The 21,078-nt window shown below is 38.3% G+C and carries 21 protein-coding genes; 10 read left to right on the top strand and 11 right to left on the bottom strand.

Annotated features, from left to right (window positions below; all coding sequences use genetic code 11):
• Positions 1-18 precede the first annotated feature (18 nt).
• Together AC1M85_RS05810 and AC1M85_RS05805 are read right to left on the bottom strand one after the other, a co-directional pair.
• Positions 19-603 (bottom strand): O-methyltransferase, encoded by a 585-nt coding sequence (locus AC1M85_RS05810; protein WP_481607625.1) that lies wholly within the window; start codon positions 601-603, stop codon positions 19-21.
• 65 nt (positions 604-668) lie between these two features.
• A complete protein-coding gene (locus AC1M85_RS05805; RefSeq protein WP_035270203.1) occupies positions 669-890 on the bottom strand; it encodes a DUF1653 domain-containing protein in 222 nt (73 codons plus the stop codon).
• A 236-nt stretch (positions 891-1,126) separates the two neighbouring features.
• Between AC1M85_RS05805 and ahpF the strand changes: the two genes are divergently transcribed.
• The 4 genes from ahpF to AC1M85_RS05785 all read left to right on the top strand — a co-directional run bounded on the left by ahpF (position 1,127) and on the right by AC1M85_RS05785 (position 5,406).
• The gene (gene ahpF / locus AC1M85_RS05800) at positions 1,127-2,692 is read left to right on the top strand and encodes an alkyl hydroperoxide reductase subunit F (protein WP_488213737.1); all 1,566 of its coding nucleotides are present in this window, start codon (positions 1,127-1,129) and stop codon (positions 2,690-2,692) included.
• Between the two features lie 174 nt (positions 2,693-2,866).
• Entirely contained in the window at positions 2,867-3,211 is a 345-nt protein-coding gene (locus tag AC1M85_RS05795; protein ID WP_035265393.1) for a hypothetical protein, read from the top strand.
• Between the two features lie 149 nt (positions 3,212-3,360).
• Complete coding sequence (locus AC1M85_RS05790) at positions 3,361-4,062, top strand: VIT1/CCC1 transporter family protein (protein ID WP_481612214.1); 702 nt, start codon at positions 3,361-3,363, stop codon at positions 4,060-4,062.
• Positions 4,063-4,194: 132 nt separating this feature from the next.
• The gene (locus AC1M85_RS05785) at positions 4,195-5,406 is read left to right on the top strand and encodes a YeeE/YedE family protein (protein WP_488213736.1); all 1,212 of its coding nucleotides are present in this window, start codon (positions 4,195-4,197) and stop codon (positions 5,404-5,406) included.
• A 267-nt stretch (positions 5,407-5,673) separates the two neighbouring features.
• Here AC1M85_RS05785 and AC1M85_RS05780 read toward each other — a convergent pair whose 3' ends face one another.
• From AC1M85_RS05780 to AC1M85_RS05770, 3 genes are all read right to left on the bottom strand, one after another.
• Positions 5,674-6,972: a dicarboxylate/amino acid:cation symporter gene (locus AC1M85_RS05780; protein ID WP_035265514.1), complete on the bottom strand. Its 1,299-nt coding sequence runs from the start codon at positions 6,970-6,972 to the stop codon at positions 5,674-5,676.
• A 535-nt stretch (positions 6,973-7,507) separates the two neighbouring features.
• Entirely contained in the window at positions 7,508-8,287 is a 780-nt protein-coding gene (locus AC1M85_RS05775; protein ID WP_180028408.1) for a TIGR03915 family putative DNA repair protein, read from the bottom strand.
• Positions 8,288-9,547, bottom strand: coding sequence for a putative DNA modification/repair radical SAM protein (locus AC1M85_RS05770; protein ID WP_488213735.1), 1,260 nt, complete (start codon positions 9,545-9,547; stop codon positions 8,288-8,290).
• A 178-nt stretch (positions 9,548-9,725) separates the two neighbouring features.
• Between AC1M85_RS05770 and AC1M85_RS05765 the strand changes: the two genes are divergently transcribed.
• Positions 9,726-10,775 (top strand): NAD(P)H-dependent flavin oxidoreductase, encoded by a 1,050-nt coding sequence (locus AC1M85_RS05765; RefSeq protein WP_488213734.1) that lies wholly within the window; start codon positions 9,726-9,728, stop codon positions 10,773-10,775.
• A 73-nt stretch (positions 10,776-10,848) separates the two neighbouring features.
• On the top strand, positions 10,849-11,049 hold the full coding sequence (locus tag AC1M85_RS05760) for a hypothetical protein (RefSeq protein WP_488213733.1): 201 nt from the start codon (positions 10,849-10,851) through the stop codon (positions 11,047-11,049).
• 78 nt (positions 11,050-11,127) lie between these two features.
• Here the strand turns inward: AC1M85_RS05760 and dusB are convergent, their stop codons facing one another.
• Positions 11,128-12,174, bottom strand: a complete 1,047-nt coding sequence (gene dusB / locus AC1M85_RS05755; protein WP_481589043.1) for a tRNA dihydrouridine synthase DusB — start codon at positions 12,172-12,174, stop codon at positions 11,128-11,130.
• A 282-nt stretch (positions 12,175-12,456) separates the two neighbouring features.
• Here dusB and AC1M85_RS05750 point away from each other — a divergent pair, with 282 nt between their 5' ends.
• Entirely contained in the window at positions 12,457-13,662 is a 1,206-nt protein-coding gene (locus AC1M85_RS05750) for a DUF1615 domain-containing protein (RefSeq protein WP_488213732.1), read from the top strand.
• Positions 13,629-14,276 carry an HAD-IB family hydrolase gene (locus tag AC1M85_RS05745; protein WP_488213731.1) on the top strand — a complete coding sequence of 216 codons (648 nt, stop codon included), beginning with the start codon at positions 13,629-13,631 and terminating at the stop codon, positions 14,274-14,276. The genes AC1M85_RS05750 and AC1M85_RS05745 overlap by 34 nt, the downstream gene beginning before the upstream one ends.
• Positions 14,277-14,298: 22 nt before the next feature.
• On the opposite strand, the gene proB is transcribed toward AC1M85_RS05745, so the two are convergent.
• Entirely contained in the window at positions 14,299-15,432 is a 1,134-nt protein-coding gene (proB, locus tag AC1M85_RS05740; protein WP_035265485.1) for a glutamate 5-kinase, read from the bottom strand.
• A gap of 28 nt (positions 15,433-15,460) precedes the next feature.
• Complete coding sequence (gene cgtA / locus AC1M85_RS05735) at positions 15,461-16,672, bottom strand: Obg family GTPase CgtA (protein ID WP_092767039.1); 1,212 nt, start codon at positions 16,670-16,672, stop codon at positions 15,461-15,463.
• Positions 16,673-16,929: 257 nt separating this feature from the next.
• On the opposite strand from cgtA, the gene AC1M85_RS05730 reads away from it, so the two are divergent.
• Positions 16,930-18,111 carry an MFS transporter gene (locus AC1M85_RS05730; protein ID WP_488213730.1) on the top strand — a complete coding sequence of 394 codons (1,182 nt, stop codon included), beginning with the start codon at positions 16,930-16,932 and terminating at the stop codon, positions 18,109-18,111.
• A 55-nt stretch (positions 18,112-18,166) separates the two neighbouring features.
• Here the strand turns inward: AC1M85_RS05730 and AC1M85_RS05725 are convergent, their stop codons facing one another.
• On the bottom strand, positions 18,167-18,541 hold the full coding sequence (locus tag AC1M85_RS05725) for a winged helix-turn-helix transcriptional regulator (RefSeq protein WP_092767041.1): 375 nt from the start codon (positions 18,539-18,541) through the stop codon (positions 18,167-18,169).
• A 118-nt stretch (positions 18,542-18,659) separates the two neighbouring features.
• On the opposite strand from AC1M85_RS05725, the gene AC1M85_RS05720 reads away from it, so the two are divergent.
• Positions 18,660-19,523, top strand: a complete 864-nt coding sequence (locus AC1M85_RS05720; RefSeq protein WP_488213729.1) for an SDR family oxidoreductase — start codon at positions 18,660-18,662, stop codon at positions 19,521-19,523.
• A 28-nt stretch (positions 19,524-19,551) separates the two neighbouring features.
• Here AC1M85_RS05720 and AC1M85_RS05715 read toward each other — a convergent pair whose 3' ends face one another.
• Together AC1M85_RS05715 and AC1M85_RS05710 are read right to left on the bottom strand one after the other, a co-directional pair.
• The gene (locus AC1M85_RS05715) at positions 19,552-20,232 is read right to left on the bottom strand and encodes a hypothetical protein (protein WP_488213728.1); all 681 of its coding nucleotides are present in this window, start codon (positions 20,230-20,232) and stop codon (positions 19,552-19,554) included.
• Positions 20,233-20,243: 11 nt separating this feature from the next.
• A complete protein-coding gene (locus tag AC1M85_RS05710) occupies positions 20,244-21,002 on the bottom strand; it encodes an MFS transporter (protein ID WP_488213727.1) in 759 nt (252 codons plus the stop codon).
• Between the last annotated feature and the right edge of the window lie 76 nt (positions 21,003-21,078).

Genomic DNA, 21,078 nt, shown 5'->3' with positions numbered 1-21,078 from the left:
TCAAATTCTCAATCACCATCAATTCCGCGTAATCATCAATAATCCACACCCAATATTCAGCGTCATCGTGCAAAAATCAGGATCAGCCTTAACATCCTTTAAAAAACTTTGTATTTCAGCAGCATGGGAAATCACTTTATCTACAAGTATTACGCCATGTTCAGGATGTAGTACCTTTTTTAAATATTGCCAATAATCAGGATATGCATGTCGATTCGCATCTAAGATAATTAAGTCATACACATCGCCTTCATTAATTAATAAATTAATTGCATCACTGCTGATAAAATCAATAAGGTGATCTAAACTAAACTGTTTGGCGTACTGAGTCGCAAGTGCTGTTCTTTTTGAGTTTATATCAACCGTCGTCACTCGACCCTGATGATCCGAAACCGACTCCGCCATCCATAATGTTAAATATCCTGTCGAAGTTCCTATTTCAAGAATTCGTTTAGAGGTCTGGATCTTAATAAGCATCGAAATATAATGGGCAGATTCTGGTTTTATATTTCGATATCTCAGATCGCGATCAGTTTGATATGCATCATGTTGAATTAACTGCTGATATAAACTTTGCATTTGACTTAAAAATTCAGCATTCATGACATATTCTCATTGAATCGATTTCTATAAACTAATCAAAGATAAAGTCTTTACTATGACAATCATCATAATTTTTGAATCAATTTAAAACGTTCAATTTCACGATCATCATCCTCTAGATAAATGCTTTCTGTAAACATCGCTAATGGCCTTACCCATATTGAATAATCTCCATAAAGGCATTGATAGACCACAAGCTTTTCTTGAGTTTCACTATGCGTCGCTACATGAAGGACTTGATAAAGTTGTCCTTTATAGTGTTTATAAATGCCTCTCTCTAAGGTCATAATTGGTCCTCGCTCATATCTATTAAAATAATTTTAATGTAAATATCTGAATTCGAATTGCTTTTATACTTGAAAATTCAAGTTTTAACTCAATACTTTCATACATCTACACCAAAGACTTTGATTAAATTCATTTTTCCGATTGAATTTATAAAAACAAACTGTTTTATCTATTCAATCAATTGTCTTAGTATACCTGTATCGAATGAATTATTACTCCTTTGGAGACGTTAGCAATGTTAGATCAAAATACTTCAGCTCAATTAAAAACGCTTTTAGAACGCCTTGAAGGTCCAATCGAATTGGTTGCGACTTTAAATGATTCAGACAAATCTGCAAAAATCAAAGAACTTGTGGAAGAAGTGGCAGCACTTTCTCCATTCGTCACAGCTCGTTTTGATGGTCAAAATAAACGTGCGCCGAGCTTTGGTATTGCAAAAGCAGGTGAAGAACCGCGTGTCTTCTTCGCAGGTTTACCAATGGGTCATGAGTTCACTTCTTTGATTTTGGCATTGCTACAAACTTCTGGTTATGCACCAAAAGTATCTGATGAAGTATTAGCATCCATCAAAGCTTTAGAAATCAAATCTGACTTTGACGTATTCGTATCTTTAAGCTGTCATAACTGTCCAGATGTGGTTCAAGCACTTAACTTGATCGCAATCTACAACCCTGGCACAACTGCAACCATGATTGATGGTGCATTCTTCCAAGACGAAGTTGAAGAACGCAAAATCATGGCTGTCCCAATGGTGTTCCAAGACAACGAACATATTGGTCAAGGTCGTATGACATTGGAAGAAATTGTTGCGAAGCTCGATACTAACTCTGCAGCGAAAGATGCTGAAAAACTCAATGCCAAAGATGCATTTGACGTGCTTGTGATCGGTGGTGGTCCTGCAGGTAACACATCTGCAATCTATGCGGCTCGTAAAGGTATCCGTACAGGAATCGTTGCTGAGCGCATGGGTGGTCAGGTCATGGACACCATGGATATTGAAAACTTTACATCAGTGCAAAAGACGCAAGGTCCTAAGTTTGCGGCTGAAATGGAAGCACATGTTCGTGAATACGGTGTCGACATCATGAACCTACAACGTGTGTCTGACATCAAAGGTGCAGATGAAACTGCCAACGGTTTAGTTGAAGTGACTTTAGAGAATGGTGCAAAACTTGAATCGAAAACGGTCATCCTGTCTACAGGTGCTCGTTGGAGAGAAATGAATGTACCAGGTGAGCAAGAATACAAAACCCGTGGTGTTGCGTACTGCCCACACTGTGATGGTCCATTGTTCAAAGGCAAACGTGTGGCTGTGATCGGTGGTGGTAACTCTGGTGTTGAAGCTGCGATTGATTTGGCTGGTATTGTTGAGCATGTCACTTTAGTTGAGTTTGATACTAAGCTACGTGCTGACCAAGTCCTTCAAGATAAATTGAACAGCTTACCTAACACGACTGTCATCAAAAATGCGTTGTCTACGGAAGTGGTCGGTGATGGCAAACAAGTGACTGCACTGAAATACAAAGATCGTGCGACGGATGAAGAACACACAGTCGAATTGGCGGGAATCTTCGTACAAATTGGTTTGTTACCAAACACTGATTTCTTAAAAGAAACCAAAGTTGAGCTGACGAATCGTGGTGAGATTGTGATTAACGATCGCAACGAAACCAATGTAAAAGGTGTATTTGCTGCGGGTGACTGTACAATAGTACCTTATAAACAAATCATCATTGCCACTGGTGAAGGCGCGAAAGCATCACTGTCAGCGTTTGATTACATCATTCGTTCTGGACAGTAATTTAAGCCTTAACATACCACACTAAAGTGTAGCCCTGAGAAAACTCTTTCTCGGGGCTCTTTTATAAGCCAATATTATCTTTACAATTTTTGAATAAAACTTTATTTAAAATCTGCTTATATTGTTCTCATCCATGCTACTTGGATACTCATTGAATTAAAAAAGGAAGATAAAATGAATAAGATTCTTGTTGCTTTAGGTCTTGCTGCTACAGTTGCTTTGGTTGGGTGTAATAAGGATAAAGCTCCTGAAACTGGCGCGACAACTGGTGAACATTTAGAAAATGCTGCTGAACAAGCAGGTGCAGATATTCAAAATGCGACTGAAGATGCAGCTCAATCAACTGCAACTGCAGTCGACAATGCTGCTGATGCGACAGCACAAGCTGCAGATAATGCTGCTGCACATGCTGAAAACGCTGCGCACAACGCTTCAGAAGCGGCTAAAGAAGCAACTGCTAATGCTGCGGCAGCTGTAGAAGAAGGTGCAGCGAATGTAAAAGAAAAAGCTCAACAATAATTTGAGTTTTACCAATTAAAGCCTCTTTAGAGGCTTTAATTTTTTCTCAAATAGTTCAATTTTACAGCCCCAAGATACGAATCAAGCCTATACTGTATGAATAACAACTCATTTTTGAATAACATTTTCAGATAATAAGACAAAATCCTATGAGCTATTCGCACCATACAGAACCACATTATATACATCGCACAGGTTGGTTAAGAGCTGCTGTTCTTGGTGCCAACGACGGTATAATTTCAGTCACTAGTTTAATCATGGGGATGGCAGCAAGTGGCGCGAATCAACATACCCTTTTAATCACTTGTATTGCTGGTTTGATTGCAGGCGCAACGTCCATGGCAGCTGGTGAATATATTTCAGTAAAATCTCAGTCTGATATTGAAGAAGCTGATCTAAAGTTTGAAGCAAGTGAGTTAGCACGCAATCCACAAATCGAACTGAAAGAATTAACGCATATTTATATACAAAGAGGACTATCACCCGAACTTGCTCATCAAGTTGCTATACAACTGAGCGAGCATGATGCGTTAGCTGCACATGCACGTGATGAAATTGGTATCCATGAAAATACAACAGCTCAACCTTTTCAAGCCGCTTGGTCTTCTGCCACCGCCTTTTCAATAGGTGCAGCTTGCCCGATGATCGCTATACTGATCAGTCCTCCTGCATATTTAGAATACAGTGTTGCCATTTTTGGCATTTTAGCGTTATTTATTCTAGGGGCTTTATCTGGATATTTTGCTGGAACGTCTAAAGTAAAATCAGCCTTGCGAATTACGCTTTGGGGAATCGCAGCCATGGCATTTTCAAGTTGGATTGGCTCACTGTTTAATGTACCTGTTGGTTAAACATATAAGTATTATCAATATGTAAAATCAGTATTACCCATCAGCATTTAATGGATAAACGAAGTGTAGGACTATCAACCTGCAACCAATCAATTAAAATGCTGATGTGTTTTATCAGCTTTTCTTATCTCCATGTCCATTATTGCAGCTCAATCTGACCGATCACAGCCATCGGTCTGGATCGCTATTGTTTTATTGATCGTAGGTACCCTTGGTGCTCATCAAATTGTGGGAATTAATCAAGCCCTGTTATTCCTCATTGGTGGCGCGCTTGGTATGACGCTCTACCATGCATCATTTGGTTTTACGTCGAGCTGGCGCGTTTTTATTAAAGAACGCAAAGGTCGCGGTTTACGTGCACAAATGATTATGCTCGCCCTGGCAGTACTGCTCTTCTTCCCAGCTTTAGGTGCAGGTGAGTTATTTGGTCAACCCGTTAAAGGCAACGTCAATCCCGTATCGATGTCCGTGATGATTGGTGCTTTTATTTTCGGAATTGGCATGCAACTGGGTGGTGGTTGCGCATCTGGGACACTTTATACTGTCGGTGGTGGTAGCTCACGTATGCTGATCACTCTATTCTTTTTCTGTTTAGGCTCACTGATCGCAACTTCACATATTGAATGGTGGTTTGCACTGCCACATTTAGCCCCTATTTCAGTAGTACAAAGCTTTGGTGTTATTCCAGCGCTATTACTCAATTTTGTGCTATTTGGTTTAATCGCATTAGCAACAATCTACTTCGAGAAAAAACGCCACGGTCAGCTTGAACAAGAACCTATTGCAGCACATCAAGGCTGGAAACGTTTCTTAAAGGGACCATGGCCTTTAATTTGGGGTGGTATTATTCTCACCCTGCTTAATTTCGCCACGCTTGCATTGGCTGGTCGCCCATGGGGTGTCACATCTGCGCTTGCAGTATGGGCAGCGAAAGGTGCAACATTGGTCGGAATTGATGTAACAGCTTGGGAATATTGGCAACAACCTGGAAATGCGAAAGCTTTAGCAAATTCATTGTGGTTCGATATCACCTCTATGATGAATTTTGGCATCATGCTCGGCGCTTTACTTGCAGCAGGTCTCGCTGGAAAATTTGCACCGAGTCTCAATATCCCTAAACGCTCAATTCTAGCAGCAGTCATTGGGGGGATCATGTTGGGTTATGGCGCTCGATTAGCATACGGTTGTAACATCGGTGCTTATTTCAGCGGCATTGCATCAGGCAGTCTACATGGGTGGTTATGGCTGATTTTCGCTTTTATTGGTAATGGTATAGGTGTGAAACTTCGTCCACTATTTTTCCCGAATGAAAAGCCTCAGCCTGAAAAACTTACAGGTTGCTAATCAGCAAATATCGATATTTGAGAACGCCTAATTTCAATTGGGCGTTTTTATCTTTCTATAGTGCAATTACAACCACTTAATAGAAAAAGAAAAAGAAAAAGAAAAAGAAAGGAGTATTAAATTTCAGCCGATTGAAATCAGCTAAGTCACCAAAGTTTGTTCTTATAATAAGTCTTTATGTGCTTACTTTGAGTTTTTTAAATGCTGCATCATCTATATAAAAACCCATCCGAAGATGGGCTTAAGATTTAGATATTAAAAGTGAAGTCAAGCCTCTACTTTCTTTTTCAAAGTTGCATCTAATTGTTCTTTATCTAATGCATTATCCCAACGTGCTACAACGATTGCTGCACAAGCATTGCCAACAAGGTTAGTTAATGCGCGGCATTCAGACATAAAACGATCGATACCTAAAATAAGTGCCATCCCTGCAACAGGTAATGCTGGAACAACGGATAATGTAGCTGCCAGAGTAATAAAGCCCGCCCCCGTTACACCTGCAGCCCCTTTTGAACTAATCATCGCAACCAACAAAATTGTGATCTGTTCCCAAATGGTCAAATCGATATTACAGGCTTGAGCAATAAAAAGAGCAGCCATCGTCATATAGATATTTGTACCATCTAAATTAAATGAATATCCAGTTGGAATGACCAAACCAACGACCGACTTTTCACAACCCGCTTTTTCCATTTTATTCATCAGCGTTGGCAGTGCAGCTTCAGAAGAGCTCGTGCCTAATACTAACCATAATTCATCTTTGATATAGCGGATGAGATCAATGATAGAAAATCCATTGTATCGTGCAACTGCTCCCAGAATAAGCAGAACAAATAAAAGTGAAGTAATATAGAACGTTACGATTAATAATAGTAAATTTCCAATACTCGAAATACCGAAAGCACCAATCGTATACGCCATCGCACCAAATGCACCAATTGGAGCTAGTTTCATCAACATACCGACAAGGTAAAATACCGGAGCGGTCAGTGTCGTTAAGAAGTCTGTAACTGGTTTCCCTTTTTCACCCACCGCTGCAAGCGCTAAACCAAATAGAACAGCAACAAATAAAACCTGAAGAATATCACCACCCGCCAAAGGACTGATTAAAGTCTTTGGTATGATATTCATGAAGAAGTCAACAATAGAGGCATCCTGAGCTTTTTCAACATAAGTTGAAACTTTGTCACCTTCTAAAGCAGCAGGATCGATATTAAGACCTTTACCCGGCTGAATAAGATTAGCAACAATCATGCCCACAATCAGCGCAAGCGTAGAGAAAGTTAAAAAGTAAGCCATTGCTTTACCCGTCACTCGCCCCACTGCGCCCATATTCGTCATACCAGCAATACCCGTGACCACAGTCAAGAAAATAACGGGTGCAATGATCATTTTGACGATTTTAATAAAAGCATCGCCAAGAGGTTTTAAACTTGCCCCCAACTCCGGCATAAAATGTCCAAGTGTGACACCCGCAATAATTGCAAAGATGACTTGAACATATAAAATTTGATAAAACTTTTGCTTCTTAGGTGGTTGAGATTGCTCATCAACGTGAATATCCATGGAAGACCCTTCTAATTCAAAAAAGTGAATCCATTGTTAAATGCAATAAATTTCACACTCAAAAATGAATTGCGCGTTAAATAATTTCAAAGGTCGAAATTCTAGTGACATTCACTTTTTGAATGAAAAAGTCGGGCTTAACTATTAGTCTAAGAAAAAAAGATTTATAGAGTCCAATTGGGCTGAGATGACTAAATATGAATCGTCATAAAAATTAACTCATATAAAATTAAGTTTTGATATTTTTAGAAAAAAAATGAAAATTAAAAATTCATAAGTTAATTTTGAATATTAAAAATACAAATAATTTTATTTTATGACCTAATATATACCTATAAAGTATAATTAAATTTCAATGCAATCTAAGAACAATATATATAAATATATAATTCAATATCTTATGTAAATAACCCTTAAAGAAATATAATCAAAAAATATTAATAATTTTAGTAGTATAAATTTAAAACACTCTTAAAAAATTGTTTTTATTATATTTTATCAAATAAATTCAACAGCTTATTTTTAAAAAATCATACTAAACCCGTTTTTCATTCATATATCTCCAATACCTTTTAGGTACGTATTGAACATGCAACTTAGGATTATCACGTGCCACTATATTTACACTCTTAAAATAATCCTTCCAAAGTTGATCATATAGCTCTTCTTGATCATCGAGTTCAATCATGAATGATTGACTAGAACCTATATGGATATTTTGATCAATTTCGGCCGCATTCAAATTAACTTGATGGACTTGCTTCAAATCATAGTAAATTCCGTAGCGTCGCTTTTCATCATAAATTAACCAACGCTGATCTTGATAACGTGCTTTGAAATGCTTAGAGATTAAAGGCAGAACATTAAAATCTGGTCTTACTAATGATAAAAATAAACCATCCTTACACTTTTTAAAGCGAACAAATGCCTCCATTCGGTGCTTTTCACGACCAACTTGTTTAGCCCATTGTGCAAGCGCTAAAACATCATGATGACCGAAATTTTTTTCAACGGCATATTGGTGCTTAAAGATATAAATGGAATAATCAAATAGATGTTGGTATGCCACTTCCTGCTCAGACAAAAAAGTAAAATACCAATTACGCAAACTTGAAGCAGAAATTTTAGATTTTAATCCTTGCCAGACTCGTTCAGCTTGCTTTTCTTCACTGTAAACTCGGACTGACTCATCAAACAAATTCTGGTGAGCATTTCCTTCAGTTTGAACTTTTACGTCGAACTCTTTGAATTGAAAAGCTCTAAAAACACAGCACAGCAACCCAGTCATGGTACCATCAAAAACATACACAGCCATTTAAAACCCAAATCCTAGTTGAGGTGACAGTTGTTTCACATATTTTGATTGCCCACTTTGTAAAATTTGCTGGCGGATCTGATGAGCGTGCTGTTCTCTTTTAAACTTAGGTGTATCAGCACATCGAATAAAATGTTGAGCACGATTATAAGCAACGCCTAAGCGCTTTAACTGATCGATATGAATTTTTCCAAAACGGCGAGCCTGTACAATTTTCTTAGCAGATCTCACACCAATGCCAGGAACACGCAAAATCATTTTATATTCAGCAGTATTAATATCCACTGGAAACTGCTCTGGATGTCTTAAAGCCCAACCTAATTTAGGATCAACCTCTAAATCTAAATTGGGATGTGCTTCATCCACAATTTCGTTGGCTTCAAATCCATAAAAACGCATTAACCAATCTGATTGATATAAGCGATTTTCTCGCAATAACGGCGGTGCAGAACCTACAGCAGGTAAAGCAGAGTCTTCTGGATTGATAGGTATATATCCTGAGTAATACACCCGTTTTAATTTAAAATCTTTATAGTGCTTGTCAGCCATCAAGATTACATCACGATCTGTTTCGTGATGCGCACCGACCACCATTTGTGTTGTCTGACCTGCAGGCACAAATTTAGGAACCGACTTGATTAGTTTTCTCTCATCTTTCAATTCAATCAAACGGTCTCTCACAATACCTAAATCTTTCTGCACTTCTGAATGCGACTTTTCAGGGGCAAATTTCACCAAGCCTTCTTCTGTCGGCATTTCTAAGTTAATGCTCATCCGATCGACATACAGTCCAGCCTCATGAATAATCTCTTGCGAAGCGCCCGGAATAGTTTTGAGATGAATATACCCATTAAAATTTTCTTCCAGTCTTAATTTTTTTACGACTTGAAGCATTCTCTCCATGGTGTAATCCGCGGATTTAAAAATTCCTGAACTTAAAAATAACCCTTCTATATAGTTTCGACGATAAAAATTAATGGTCAGATCTACCACTTCTTGGACGGTAAATGCTGCTCGCTTTACGTCATTTGAACGGCGAGAGACACAATACGCACAATCATAAATACAGACATTTGAGAATAAAATTTTTAATAATGAAACACAGCGACCATCTTCGGTATAACTATGGCAAATTCCGGAACCTGTATTACCAAGACCTTTATCTTTGTTCTTGCGGTTACTACCACTTGAGGAACAAGACACATCATATTTGGCAGCATCAGCTAAAATCTGTAATTTTTCACGGATACGATCAGACATATATGTATGGGGAAGCAATGAGATTTCGAATATTATAATTGTTTATTTATTCTACCAAATGTCAGTGATCACTCATGCGACACAGTTTGACGCTTTGCATTTTCGCATTAAATAATGAATATAATTTGATTCTCTGACCATGATTGTGCAAAGTGAAATTGAATCATGGAGCTTGATTATGTCTTTACTCGAACAATTATCCATTCAGCACCCCATTTTTTTAGCGCCAATGGCTGGGGTATCCACACCAGAACTGGCAGCTGAAGTATCCAATCAAGGTGGATTGGGGTCTCTTGGTTTAGGTGCTGCCAGTATCCAAAATGCTCGACAACAAATAGTTGCAACTCAAAAATTAACAGATTTACCCTTTCAGGTGAATTTCTTTTGCCACAAACCAACTGAACTTTATTCTGAACGGAATCTAAACTGGATAAATTATCTAAAACCCCACTTTGATAACTTTAATACTGAACCACCCAAAGAATTAAAATGTATTTACCCCAGTTTTTTAGATAATGATGATTTTTTAGATTTAGTCTTAGAAACTCGACCTAAGGCGGTGAGTTTTCACTTTGGGATACCTCATGCACATCAAATATCTGCCCTCAAAGAGGCTGGTATTATTACGATGGTATCAGCAACGAACTTAGCGGAAGCTAGAGCAATTGAAGACGCTGGGATTGATATCATCATTGCACAAGGTATTGAAGCGGGAGGACACCGTGGTATTTTTAATGAGCATTTTGACAGTGCAATCAAAACAGCAGATTTAATAAAATTACTTGTTCCTACCTGCAAGATACCTGTCGTAGCAGCTGGTGGAATCATGAATGGCTTTCAAGCTAAATATATGATGAATCTCGGAGCTTCAGCCGTACAACTCGGTACTGCATTTGTACAATGCAAGAGTTCAGCTGCAAATGCAGCTTATCGTAATGCATTATTAAGTAAGCCTTTAACTCAAATTACATCAAGCATCTCTGGGCGACCAGCGAGAGGGATAATCAACAGTTGGTCAACTCTCGTAGATTTACCTCAGCGTGAGTTAGTTGCTCCCTACCCTTATGCATATGATTTAGGTAAACAACTAAATGCAGCAGCATTAACCAACAAAGATGAAAGTTTTGGTGCATTCTGGGCAGGAAGTAATGTAAATCAAATCAGAGTTTTAGAAGCACCTGATTTAATCAATCAAATCATATTAGAAATTGATCAATATGATGCTTAAATAATCGATAAAACCCATACCGAGCTGTAGTTTTTTAATTTACAATGAATTGTTAAATTATGTAGCGAAAAGTATGGGTTTTGTATTATTAGCACTTATGGTGTTTGGATTCGGAATAGACACCTATTCACATGCTCAAGATAAAGATCAGTCCACTCAACATAATGTTGAGCAGCTAGATGCTCAAATTTTAAATCAAGATCAATCACATTCTTCTGAAGAGAAAAAATCGGATTCTGAAATAAATTTACAACCTCTTGAATTTAAACAGTAGAATCTATGAATAACTTATTTCAGTTAAGTGCAGACATTATGAATAACTTATTTCAGTTAAGTGCTGACATATAGAAACTCAACCTGATTTTAATAAATCCACAGATTCTACTTGAACATCACTCATAATTTGCCCTTCTGCCAAAAGTAAATCGAAATAATTGGCTACGACTTTGGCTTGTTCCGCTGTACTTTCTACTTTGTACATATTCTGACGAAATTCATTACTTGAGTGGAGACCTTTGGTGTACCACGCGATATGTTTACGTGCAATGCGACAGCCTGAATACTCACCGTAAAATTCATATAGCTCATTCAGATGACCCAATAGAACTTCTTTTACTTCAGCAATCGATGGCGCTGCAAGTGGCTGTCCCGTTTTTAAATAATGAGCAATTTCTCTAAAAATCCATGGACGACCTTGTGCTGCTCGACCAATCATCACGGCATCAGCACCAGTATGATCTAATACATACTTGGCTTTTTCTGGGCTATCAATATCTCCGTTTGCAATGACTGGAATAGAGATATTTTGCTTCACTTCTTTAATTAGATCATAACGTGCAGTATTTAAATACATATCTTCCCGTGTACGACCATGCAATGCTAAAGCTGCAATACCCGCTTGTTCTGCGCGCTTCGACACACGCATAATATTTTCATGTCCGTTTAAAAATCCTAAGCGCGTTTTAAGTGTTACAGGGACATCTACTGCCTCCACCACCGCATCTAAAATTCTGGCTACCAAGTCTTCATCTTGTAAGAGTGCAGAGCCTGCTAATTTATTGCACACCTTTTTCGCTGGGCAGCCCATATTGATGTCAACGATTTGAGCACCATTTGACACTTGATATCGTGCAGCTTCAGCTAAATCCCGTGGGTCTGATCCTGCTATTTGTGCTGAAATTGGAGCAATTTCACCATCAAAGTTGGCTCGGTAGAGACTTTTCTTGCTCATACGCAGCGTTTTGTCAGAAGTCATCATTTCACTAACTGCATGTCCTGCACCAAAATATTTACACAAGGTTCTAAATGGTCGATCCGTTACACCTGCCATGGGTGCTACAAAAACAGGAGTTGTTTTTTCGCGATCAAATAAATCACGGATCACAGGATGTTGAGACATGAATAATACCAATGATGATGAAACAGTTTCAGAATGCTTAACTTTTTAAATCTGCACTCATTGAGAGATTGAAATTAGATACAAGCATTAAATTATATAACGTTTGAAACTAAAAATATGTTTTATCTCATTTTGCTTGAATGTTAATGGATGAACTTAAGCTCAAAACTTAGATTTTGATTTGAAGCATGCTGCCATCATCTTGTATACATATAAGTTCTCACAAATCGTGAATGAAATAGTATACTTCGCTAGAATCTTTATCCCTGATACTTTGCATTTATGAAAAATAGCTTTCGCTCTAATGTAATTTTTAAAGCCTGTAGTGTTGCTACATTAAGTTTATTCATGAGTGCTTGTGGTGATTCATCATGGTGGAACACACAAGATAAAACGATTGATGCAGAACAAATCTCAAAACTCATTCCTGGCCGCGTTAATAATCGTGGTTCATGGGCCGAGGATATTTATAAAATAACCGAGCAACTTGGTATACCTCAAACGAAAGAAAATGTGTGTACCATTATTGCTGTAGTCGATCAAGAATCTAATTTTGTTGCAGATCCCCATGTACCCGGACTAGGTGCCAAAGCAGTTAAAGAAATTGAAGATCGTTTAGATGAAAAATTCAAAGATAAATTAGGAGATAGTATCGGAGGCACCGTTGCTGGGTATTTCCAAGAAGTCTTAAAAAATCAACCAACACCTGAAGACAATTATCTAAAACAAATGCGAAAAGTCTCTACCGAACGAGAATTAGATGAATTGTATCGTGAGATTTTTGCTCACATGGCAAAACACTACCATGTCAGTGCACTCACTGGTGCAGCTAAACTCGTTGGTCAAGATATTGGTGAAAAACTAAATCCCATTACCACTTTAGGCTCTATGCAAGTTCATATTAGCTATGCAAAAGATCATAAGCGCCAAGGTGGAAGTATCGCAGATCTAAGATCAGACCTTTATAGTCAATATGGCGGACTCTATTATGGTATTCACCGCCTGATGATGTATCCAGCAGATTATGATCAACCCATATATCGCTTTGCAGACTACAATTCAGGCATGTATTCAAGTCGTAACGCCGCTTTCCAAAGCATGCTCAATGAATTAACAGCAGCGGAGTTAACGCTTGATGGAGACTTATTACTGTACAATAAAAATGGCAATCCAAAAGCTGAAAAGAGTCAATCTGAACAAGAACTTATCAATGTATTTGCCGCAAATAATGTATTTATTACACCTCGTCAAATTCGAGCTGATTTAAAGAAAGAAAAAGAGAAAAAGTTTGAAGATACGCAAACCTATAAAGCTGTGACTGAGCTTTACGAAAAGAAAATTGGAAAAGAAAAATTTTATGCCATTATGCCTGAAGTGGTTATTTCAGGTCCTAAGCTTAGTCGCGACTACAATACCAACTGGTTTGCTACGCGAGTTAACGGTCGATATCAAACATGTATACAGAAAGCAAAAAGAATCAAAACCTAGCATTATTTGATTTTGATGGAACATTATGTGATAAAGATAGTTTTACTAGCTTTATCTTTTACGCCTTATCAAAACGACATATTGTTAAGCAAGGACTAAAAACCCTGCCTTGGATTCAAGCCTATTTTTTAAATATTTACCCCGCGCACGCAATGCGCCCTAAGCTATTCAAGGCAATGTTTACTGGATTTTCTAGGTCTGATGCAGATCCGATTGCACTTGAATACGCCCATTCATTACAACAACACTTAAACTCACCCATTTATGAACAATTGATCAAGCATCAACTCCGTGGTGACCGCATTGCGATTGTCTCTGCATCCATTGATATTTATTTAAAACCCATTTCTCAGATTTTAAATGTAGATTTGATTTGTACTGAAACTGAAGTGCTCAATCAGTTTTATACGGGTCATTATTCTTCTCCTGATTGTAGTGGCGAAGAAAAAAGACAGCGCATACTCAAGCAATATGATGTAGACCAATTTCAATCAATTTATGCTTATGGAAATTCTTATGAGGATCAAGCGATGTTAGATATGGCTGATTATCCTTATATGGTCGGATCATCTCATCAATTACCCGATCTTGACCCACAAAAAAAGCTCGCCTAAGCGAGCTTTTTTTAATAAGAAATTAATAGATCGCCATATGATTGCGATGAATCATTTCTAATGAACGTGCTTCACCTAGAACTTGGTGTACCTTATCTGAGGGTAAGCCTTTGACAATTTCAGCGCTACGTGAACTAAAGTTAACACGACCAACTGCGACGCGATGCCGTTGCTGATCCACACACTCCACCACATCACCACGCTCGAAATGCCCTTCAACTGCTTTCACACCTACAGGCAATAAACTCCGATGATTTTCTTTGATTGCTTTCACAGCACCATCATCAATCACCAATCGCCCTGCAGTTTGCAAATGTGCAGCTAACCATTGTTGGTGAGCAGTGATTCGATCATTATCAGTGATAAACAACGTACCCAGCATCTCACCCGACATTAATCGAGTTAACACATGATTACTGTCTCCACTGGCAATCAGTGTAGGACATCCTGATTTCGCAGCTAAACGAGCAGCACGTACTTTGGTCAGCATTCCACCTCGACCAAACTTACCACCACCACCTGCCATATCAAACAAACTTTCATCTAATGCGCGAACTGTATGAAACAACTTCGCATTAGGATTTGAGCGAGGATCTGAATCAAACATCCCCTCTTGGTCTGTCAAAATAATCAATAAATCAGCATGAACTTGGCCTGCAACCATTGCAGCTAAAGTATCATTGTCTCCGAATCGAATCTCATCAGTAGATACAGTGTCATTTTCATTAATCACTGGAATCACTTTCCAATCGATTAAATGTTGTAAAGCATCACAAGAATTCAAATAACGGCGACGGTCAGCCAAGTCATCATGAGTCAATAAAACTTGGGCAGATTGAATATTGTGATTCAACAATACACTTGACCAAGTTTGTATGAGCCCCATTTGACCAATGGCAGCACAAGCTTGAAGACTGGGTAGATCCGTGGGTCGATTCTCAAGTTTCATTCGAACCATACCTTCAGCCACAGCACCGGAAGACACGAGAATAATCTCATGCCCTGCATTGTGTAGATCTGCAATTTGCCCCGCCCAATGCGAGATTGCATCTATATCTAAACCTTTTCCGTTTGCTGTGAGTAAAGATGATCCGATTTTAACAACGATTCTTTTGCAACCCTTGAGCTGACGTTGCCCATCTACCACTTCTATCATCTTGTCCTCTGTCTCTTATATAAAGAGATTAACGTACGTAGTACACTTCCATTTCGCCATCATCTTCATCATCGTCAAAATCGTCATCCTCTTGACTGGCAAGACGTTGTTTACGACGCATTTCACGATAAGCCTCTTTAGCGGCAATGGTTTGTTCACGTGTTTCAGCTTCAAGCTGATCACGGAATGCTTGCATTTCTGCTGCATACTCTGGATCTTCAACTTCGCGTTCGCGCTGTTGTTCAATTTGATCCATTAAATAATAAACGACTTCTTTGGTTCCCTCAGACATCAAGCCTGAAGTCTTAAATACTGGACCCTCCCATTTCAACTCTTCAAGGATGTGATTGCACCACTCATCTCTTGAGTCTTCAGGCAACTGATCTACTTTATTTAAAACCAACACCACTGGGAGTTTTGACAATGTTGGAGAGAACTTTAAAAGTTCATTTAAAATTGCCTTAGCATTATAAGCTGGATCTGATCCATCAATTGGCTGTACATCCACGATATGTAGAAGAATACGAGTACGCGCCAAATGTTTTAAGAAGCGAATACCAAGACCTGCACCTTCTGCAGCACCTTCGATCAAACCTGGAATATCAGCCATTACAAATGAACGGTGACGATCTGCATCTACAACACCAAGATTAGGTACCATAGTTGTAAATGGGTAATCTGCTACTTTTGGTTTTGCTGCAGAGACAGCACGAATAAATGTTGATTTGCCCGCATTTGGCATACCTAATAAGCCAACATCTGCCAAAACTTTCAGCTCTAGGCGAATTTCGCGGAACTCACCTTTGTTACCATGTGTACATTTACGTGGAGCACGGTTCGTTGATGACTTAAAGTGAGTGTTACCTAAACCACCGTCACCACCTTGAGCAACAAGAACACGTTGACCATTTTCAATTAAATCACCAATGATGTCGCCAGACTCAGTATCTACAATTGTTGTTCCTACTGGAACATATAGTGTTACGGATTCACCACCGCGACCTGCACAGTTTGCGCCAGCACCATTTTTACCACGTTCAGCACGAAATCTACGGGTATAACGATAATCTACAAGCGTACTGGTGTTGTCATCAGCTTGAATATATACGCTGCCACCACGACCACCATCACCACCATCTGGACCACCAAATGGTACGAATTTTTCACGGCGAAAACTGGCTACGCCATTGCCACCGTCGCCAGCCTCTACGGTAATGACTGCTTCATCAACAAAGCGCATAATGCCAATCCTCTAAAAACTTTAAAACCGCCTATTCTGCCATATTTTAAAGTATTTCTCGACTATATTTATGCTGGTTGAGAATAAGTTAGCGACTTTTTTCATAAATTGAGTCTTTAATATTTTGGTGTATCACTGCATTAAATTTGATTTATTCATTACTCATTGTTTTATCAAATAACATCATTGGTTTTATTTATTTCTGAAACCACAAAATAATGCCTATAGTGCATTAAATTGCACTCTAAGATTTTGACATGGATCGCTCTGCTACCCCTTTATCCTCACAATTCGTGCTTATTATGGCTTTGGCCTGTGGTGTCTGTGCAGGTTCAGCCTATTTCAATCAACCACTGATTTATTCAATCGAAAGAAGTTTAGAAATTTCGACCAGCCAAGCCGGGTTTACCGTAGTTATCGCTCAAGTAGGTTATATGCTCGGACTCATGCTTTTGGTTCCCCTTGGAGATTTTTTTAATAAACGAAAACTCATTGTGAGTTTAATGATATTTGCGGCAATTTCGCAGATCCTTTTGTCTTTAAGCTCAGATATTAGCACTTTATATATCTTTACCCTTTGTGCAACATTTGGAGCCATATCAGCACAAGTATTAATTCCATTTGCTTCTTCCATTAGCCCACCGGAATTAAGCTCGGCAGTTGTAGGTAAACTCATGAGCGGATTGGTCATGGGGATTATTTTATCTAGGACATTTGCCGGCTTTGTTTCAACTTATTGGTCTTGGGAAGGCGTTTATTTCAGTAGTGGTATTTTGACTTTATGTTTTGCGTGTTTAATGTGGAAAAAACTCCCCAACACTCAACCTGCTTCGCATTTACAAGTCACCGATATTTACAAATCTCTTTGGAGCATCGCAAAGCATAATCCGCATCTCATACGCCGTGCCTGCGCGGGTGCCCTAGGATTTGGCATTCTCTCAATGGTGTTTACATCGATGACTTTTGTTTTAGGGAGTGCCCCATATCAATTTACTGATTTTCAAATTGGTCTATTTGGTCTGTTAGGTATTATCGGAATTTATTCCTCGAGTTGGTCTGGTAAAACAGTTGGCAAAGGGAAAGAAGAATTTGTCGCTCAATTATGTATCACCTTGATGCTGTTCTCTTGTATTCCATTATATTTCGCGCAACAGAACATCTTCATTTATGCACTTGGCGTATTGATGAGCTATTTTGGTCTCACTGCATTTCATGTTTTGAATCAAAATCTAGTCTATCGTATTGATGGTCAAGCACGCTCACGAATTAATGCTGTATATATGACCATTTACTTTTCAGGCGCTGCATTAGGTTCTTTAGGTGCTGTCTATGCTTGGGAACATTATGCATGGATTGGTTGCGTTGCTTTGGGACTGTTTTTCTCAATTTTAATTTTATGTATTAATCGTTATGATTTTAAGATCATGAAAACCATATAAACATCTCGCTCAGTACACACTTTAAACTGAGCGATAACGAAATGATGAAATATAACTATCGCGTAATAATTGCCTTACTTTCCAAAATCTCGGGTAAATTTCGCTCAATCCAATGGATCAACTCATTTAATTTCATCGCTGCATTTGAACCCAATACAGTGAGTTGATACTCCACCTTTGGAGGAACTACTGGATAGACAGTGCGCAAAATAAAACCATCTTTTTCTAAGGTTTTTAGTGTCTGAGCCAACATTTTTTCGCTCACCCCCTCAATTCTTTGTTTTAGCTCACTAAAACGATGCACACCATCACTCAAGCAACTTAGGACGAGAACTGACCATTTACTGGTGAGATGCTCCAAAATTTCACGAGAAGGACATTCACTGGATAAAACTTGACCTAATAAATCACTATGCGCATATGTATTCATCATTTTTCTCTTAACAGTTAATAACTTACTTTTAGGTACGTACTTTCATTAAGTAAGTTAACAGATTAATATGCCTGCATCAAGTTTATTTTTTTAGCCACATTAAGAGGAAATTAAAATGAAAATTGCGATTACAGGTGCAACTGGTGAATTAGGTCGTTTAGTTGTTCAAGAACTTAAAAAACTTCATAGCAAGCATGAAATTATTGCTTTGGTTCGCAACCCAGAAAAAGCTAAAATTTTATTTTCTGAAGATATTCAAGTACGCAAATTTGATTATGATCAGCCAGATGATCTCGCAAATTCCCTTCAGGATGTTGATAAACTCCTGCTCATTTCTGCCAATGAAATTGGTCGTCGCACTCCACAACATAAGGCTGTTATTGATGCTGCAATTAAAGCTAGAGTTCCTCACTTAATCTATACCAGCTTACTGAACGCAGATCATTCTCCGCTTGGCTTAGCCAATGAACATCGAGAAACGGAAAAATTAATACGTGAAAGTTCTATTACCTACACCTTTTTAAGAAATAATTGGTATAGCGAAAACTATTTATCTGCGCTCACCCATCAAATCGAGACAGGCATTGTGTACGGAGCGGCTCAAGATGGTTTAATTAGTTCAGCTTCTCGTTTGGATTATGCCACTGCTGCAGCTCAAATATTAAATGATGAATCAGCTCAACATTTGAACAAAATTTACGAGCTTGCTGGTAGCGAAAGCTTTAACTTAAATGATTTTTCGACCCTACTTTCTGAGTTTTCACAACAGCCTGTGAAATATCAAAACTTATCTCCAGAAGATTATCGTCAAGGATTAATTCAAGCTGGTTTACCACTAGGTCTCATTGACGTCATTGTAGATGCAGATCTTCACACCGCCCATGGTGCGATGTACAGTGAACGCAAAGATCTTGAACATTTAATTGGTCGAAAAACTACATCGATTCGTGAAAGCATTCAGCGAGCCCTGAATGCTTAGAGAATAGACTCCCCTTAAAGGGGAGTTTTTACTTTTTAATATTGCGCAGAGGTAAATCCAAGTTCATATCTAAATTTGCTTTTGTTTCACGCTCCAAGTTGTACATTGTTGCTCTAAAACTAGATACATCCTTCATCAAAATTGGATCATTTAAATGCAATACAGGTTTGAAAACATGATCAATATCCACATCAAGCTGCTCATGCAAATCTAAATAGACAGGACCATCAAAATCAATCGTAATCGGAACCTGATAAGTACGTTTTAAATGAAATGGAACTTCAAGCTGAATAGGCAAATCTAAATTTAACGGAAATTTAGGTAAAAATCGTGTTTTATACACCAAATCTGTTGTTGCACTAATTGGAATCGTTTGATCGATTTTTACTTTCGTTTGATAATCCACACTCACAGAAACAGGGACTTCGACTTTAAATTTGAGATTGGTTTTGTATTTACCCTGCAAATCTAAATCAATATTTTCCTGTACTTTAATTTCTGTTTTTAATGCGCCAATCGCTTGTACCTCAAGATAATTCCCAACATCAATTTTGGTCGGCAATGATTCTGACAACTGTACACTTGCATTCTTCGCACTGACTTGAACAGATGCTTGAATATTGAGATATAGCCAAAAACCTACGGCAACAATGCTTGCCACAATAATAAATAAGAGCGAACCATATCCCACGATTTTTTTAGCACTCATGCTTCTTGAGCTCACTGGGCTTTCACCGATTCAGCAGATTGATCATCCTTCTGAACTTTAATGGGTGATGCTGCTTCCACTTTTTGATTTTTTTGTAATGTTAAGGTATTGAGTGGGATAACCAACTCACCTTTTTGTATTTTAATTGGCAAAGTATTTTGTACGTTGACTGAAGCCTCTAACGCAGTTTTAATTGGTGCATTCAAATGACCTTCTACTGGTATATCCACATCTAAATCCTTTTTTAATGGGATGCGTAGATTCTCTTTTAAATCCGCTTGAACAGGTGCTTGAAATTTCAAGTGAACCATTTGATCTAAGGGAACATCCATTTCAACAGGTACATCAAGTTTAATTGGAATCGTCCCTTTCAATGGCAGTGTAATATCTTTGCCCAAAATGCGAACCTTAACTTTAGTATCTACTGCTAAATTTTGATCCACAATCAAATTTTCACGGACTGGAATAACCGTTTTAATTGGTACTTGATTGTCGAAATGAACCATAGGATTCAATGTTTGTTGTACAGGAATAGAAAGATTTTCACGTATTGGAATGGTCGTTTTCACGCGACCTGTCACATTCACATCCAAAGCATCATGGATTTGAACTTTCGCTTGCAATGGCTCCTGAAGATCAATATTCACGGCTTGATCTTCAAGTGGAATGTAAATTTTAAAATGTTGAAAAACCCATAAGGCAATTACTATACCACTCGAGGCAGCCAAAGCAATCAGCACGAAGCCAATGACAAGATATTTGATGCGCAAAAATATAATCCTTTAACACTTATTTTTTTTAATCACCTGCTCACAATCCATATTTTATGTGAACAAATACGCAATT

This window comes from Acinetobacter sp. 24-47-64 (assembly GCF_057737055.1).
The sequence above is the reverse complement of the archived record's forward strand: the minus strand, read 5'-3'. Positions and strand labels throughout refer to the sequence as shown.